The 3,526-nt window shown below is 74.9% G+C and carries 4 protein-coding genes; 2 read left to right on the top strand and 2 right to left on the bottom strand.

Translation table 11 applies throughout. The features are described from left to right. Together GTW43_RS06915 and GTW43_RS06910 are read left to right on the top strand one after the other, a co-directional pair. A partial coding sequence (locus tag GTW43_RS06915) for a PepSY domain-containing protein (RefSeq protein WP_202501145.1) occupies positions 1–629 on the top strand: 629 nt, incomplete at its 5' end. Continuing rightward, positions 626–1,285 carry a DUF5134 domain-containing protein gene (locus tag GTW43_RS06910; RefSeq protein ID WP_161300736.1) on the top strand — a complete coding sequence of 220 codons (660 nt, stop codon included), beginning with the start codon at positions 626–628 and terminating at the stop codon, positions 1,283–1,285. The genes GTW43_RS06915 and GTW43_RS06910, both read left to right, overlap by 4 nt. Before the next feature lie 51 nt (positions 1,286–1,336). Here the strand turns inward: GTW43_RS06910 and GTW43_RS06905 are convergent, their stop codons facing one another. After that, positions 1,337–1,543: a hypothetical protein gene (locus tag GTW43_RS06905; RefSeq protein ID WP_161300735.1), complete on the bottom strand. Its 207-nt coding sequence runs from the start codon at positions 1,541–1,543 to the stop codon at positions 1,337–1,339. 105 nt (positions 1,544–1,648) lie between these two features. After that, on the bottom strand, positions 1,649–3,526 hold a 1,878-nt coding region (locus tag GTW43_RS06900), incomplete at its 5' end, for a SpoIIE family protein phosphatase (RefSeq protein ID WP_161300734.1).

Below are 3,526 nucleotides of genomic sequence, written 5' to 3'. Positions count from 1 at the left end.
TGTCCACGGCCCTGCCCGCGCGCGCCGCCGGCCCCGACACGGGGTCAGGATCCGGCCACGGGAGGGACGTCGGGATCGACACGGTCGTCGCCTCGGCGCACGCGGCCGGTCTGCGCGGTGTCCTCGTCGTGACCCCGCCGAGCGCGGACCAGGCCACCTATGTGGTCAAGGAGAACACCCGCCACTGGCCCGAGCGTCAGGACAGCGTGGCCGTCGACCCGCGCACCGGCACCGTCACCGACCATGCCCGCTGGGCCGACCACCCCGTCCTCGCCAAGATGACGCGCTGGGGCATCGACGCCCACATGGGGCTCCTTTTCGGGCTCGCCAACCAGATCGTGCTGGCCCTGCTCGCCCTCGCGCTGATCGGCATGATCCTCGGGGGCTACCGCATGTGGTGGCTGCGCCGCCCCACGCGCGCGGGCGGGCCCGCGTTCGGGCGCCCGCCCCTGCCCGGCGGTTGGCGGCGCCTGCCCGGCCGGTTCCTGGCTCCCGCGCTGCTGCTGACCGCCGTGACCGGCTACTTCGTGCCGCTCTTCGGGCTGCCGCTCCTGGTGTTCCTCGTCGTCGACCTGATCGTCGGAGCCCGCCGCGGGCGCCGCACCGCGCGGACGGAGGCAGCCGCATGATCAACGCTCCCGGACTGCGGTGGATCCTCACCGCGCTCTTCGTCGCTCCCGCCGTGTACGGGGTGTGGTCGGCCGCGGCGCGCGGGCGCCGCCCGGCGGCCGAGCGGGTGGGGCACGCCCTGCATGCCGTCATGGGGTGTGCCATGGCGGCGATGTCCTGGCCCTGGGGCATGGACGTGCCCGCCGGGCCGCAGGTCGCCGTGTTCTCGGCCGGCGCGGTGTGGTTCGCCGCCACCGCGCTGTCCGGCTCCGGGCCGGGGACCACCCGGACGGGGGGCCTGGCCGGGGCATTGCCCCACGTCGTGATGATGGGCGCCATGGCCTGGATGGCCTCCGTGATGGGCGGGTCCGGCATGTCCGCCGGGGCCGGGGGCATGGCCCACGACATGCCGGGGATGGAGATGGCCGCCACGGACGCCACCAGTGCGATGACGCTCTCGCAGGCCGGGGACCGGTGGACCGCCGGTCTGCTGGCGCTCGTCCTGGTCGCCCTCGGACTGCGCTGGCTGGCCCGGGCGTTCGACCGGGCACGCGACCCGGCCGGCGGCCCCGGACCCGCCGGGGCGAGCGCGCTCCTGGGCGGCGCCGCGTGCGAACCGGCCTGTCACGCGGCGATGGCGCTCGGCATGGGCGTGATGCTCGTCCTGCTCGTGTGAGCGCGACGGCGGGCCCGGCCCGGACGGACGGCGCGACGTGCGCAACACGCCCTAGAAGTGGGGGTCGACCTCGCGGCGGAGCCTGACGTCGATCGTCCACTCCGGACGGCTCGTGCGGTGCATCTCCTCGTAGTGGAACGGCATGGAGAGTTCGGCCGTCCTGACGGCCATGGCGTGCTCGTCCCCGAGGCACAGGATGTAGCTGCACGACGTGCAGTGGTCGAAGTAGATCGGGTCCTTGCCTTTCGGCCTGCGCATGGGCGTCTCCCTGAGCGGTCCGGCTGCCGCGTCCCGACAGCTTGGATAGTGCTACTTTCCAACAGAGGGGCGGGAAAGGACAGGGCGCACACCGGATTGGCCGGATCACGCCCTCGGCGCGGACCGCCGGGCGCCGGCGGGCCGGTCGTGCTCGGGGACCCGCAGCGCGACGACGGCGACGTCGTCGTCGCTGTCGACGGCGGGCACCGACGCGAGGAGCGCGTCGCAGAAGCCGTCCAGGCCGAGCCCGGCCGCGCGGACCGCGTGCCGGCGCAGCCGTTCCAGGCTGGTCTCGATGTCCTCGTCGCGGCGCTCGACGAGCCCGTCCGTGTACAGCAGCAGGGTGGACCCGGGCGGAAGGGCGTAGGTCGCGCTGCCGTAGTGCGGCTCCGGAGCCAGGCCCAGCAGCGGGTCGTGGGCCGCGGTGAGGAAGCGTGCCGCGCCGTCGGCCCCGACGAGCAGCGGCGGCGGATGACCGGCGACCGAGTAGTGGAACTCGAACCGGCCGTCACCCGGACGCTCCACCCGGGCCAGGACACAGGTCGCCGTGTACTCCGGGTACAGGGTCTGCACGGACAGATCCAGGCGGCGCAGGATCCCGCCGGTCGCCTCCTGGCGGTCCAGGGCCAGCCCCCGCAGCATGGTGCGCAACTGGCTCATCCGCACCGCGGAGGGCAGGTCGTGCCCGGTGACGTCGCCGATGGTGAGCACGAGGGTGCCGCCGGGGAGCTCGAACGCGTCGTACCAGTCCCCGCCGACCTCCGCGGCGCTGTTGCTCGGGTGGTACCGCACCACCAGGTCCAGGTCCGGCAGATGCGGCGGGTCGGTGAGCAGGCTGCGCTGCAGGGCCAGGGCCACCTGCCGGGTCCGCTGGAACTCCAGGGCTCCGCTCAGCGCCGCGTGGGCCTGTTCGAGGAGCAGGGCAAGGAGCTCGGCCTCCGACGGCCCGAGGGGCGGCCGGTTGCCGCTCGCCGAGGCGGTGACCAGCGCGGCGACCGTGCCGTCGACGACGACCGGCAGCAGGATCACGCTGTTCGCCCCGGGCGCCAGCCACGGTTCGCCGCCCGGCGGGGCGAACTCGGCCGGGGGAGCGCCCGGCGGGAACGTGGCCCGGACCGGCACGCGGTTCTCCACGGCGCGGGCCAGGGGACTGCCCGGGCTCATGTGCTCCTCCCGGTGCGGGGGCAGCTGCGGCAGGCCGGCCCGGGTCTGCGCGGCGACCCGCTCGGGGGTTCGGGCACCGTCCTGGTGCGGCAGCACCTGGGGGAGGAGATACACCGTGCAGCTGTCGGCGAGCTCGGGCACGACCACACGGGTGAGCGCGGCGAGGATCTCGTCCAGCCGCACGAGCCCGGCGACCGACGCGCTCGCGCGGGCCAGCAGCTCCCGCCGGCGGGACTCCTGCCACTGCTGCTCGATGTCGCGGCAGGTGCCCACCCACTCGAGGACCTCACCGTCGTCGATGACGGGCGCGGCCTCGACCGCGACATGCCGGTAGCTGCCGTCGGACGTGCGCAGCCGGTACGACGTCGTGAAGCGCGGCACCACCGCGGTCAGCGCGACCGACCAGGCCCGCACGACGGCGTCGCGGTCGTCGGGGTGCAGACGGTCGGTCCAGCCGTCGCCGCGGTAGTCCTCCCAGCGCTGTCCCGTCAGCTGCTCCCACCCGGGACTGCGCTCGACGACACCGCCGCGGGGGCCCATCACCCAGATCGCCTCCGAGCCCGCGGCGACCAGGCTCGAGTACCGCAGCAGTGCTCGCCGGTGCTGCTCGGCCGTGACACGGGTGCGCTCGGCGGATGTGGTGTCCGCGGTCACCTCCGTGCACACGCTCAGCGTGCCGTGGCGCCCGCCGCCCGATGTCACGCGGGACACGGTGCAGGTCAGCGCCCCCGGCGTGGTCCCTGCGGGGCCGGTGGGGACATCGGTGAGCACCTCGGTGCGGCCCGTGGCCAGGACCCGGTCGAGGAGGTCGGCGTACCC

This window comes from Streptomyces sp. SID5785, assembly GCF_009870065.1.
Taxonomy (GTDB): Bacteria; Actinomycetota; Actinomycetes; order Streptomycetales; family Streptomycetaceae; genus Streptomyces.
The sequence above is the reverse complement of the archived record's forward strand: the minus strand, read 5'-3'. Positions and strand labels throughout refer to the sequence as shown.

Excerpts from the sequence above, each read along its gene's own strand:
- GTW43_RS06910 (WP_161300736.1), top strand. The coding sequence starts at position 626 with ATGATCAACGCTCCCGGACTGCGGTGGATCCTCACCGCGCTCTTCGTC.
- GTW43_RS06905 (WP_161300735.1), bottom strand. The coding sequence starts at position 1,543 with ATGCGCAGGCCGAAAGGCAAGGACCCGATCTACTTCGACCACTGCACG.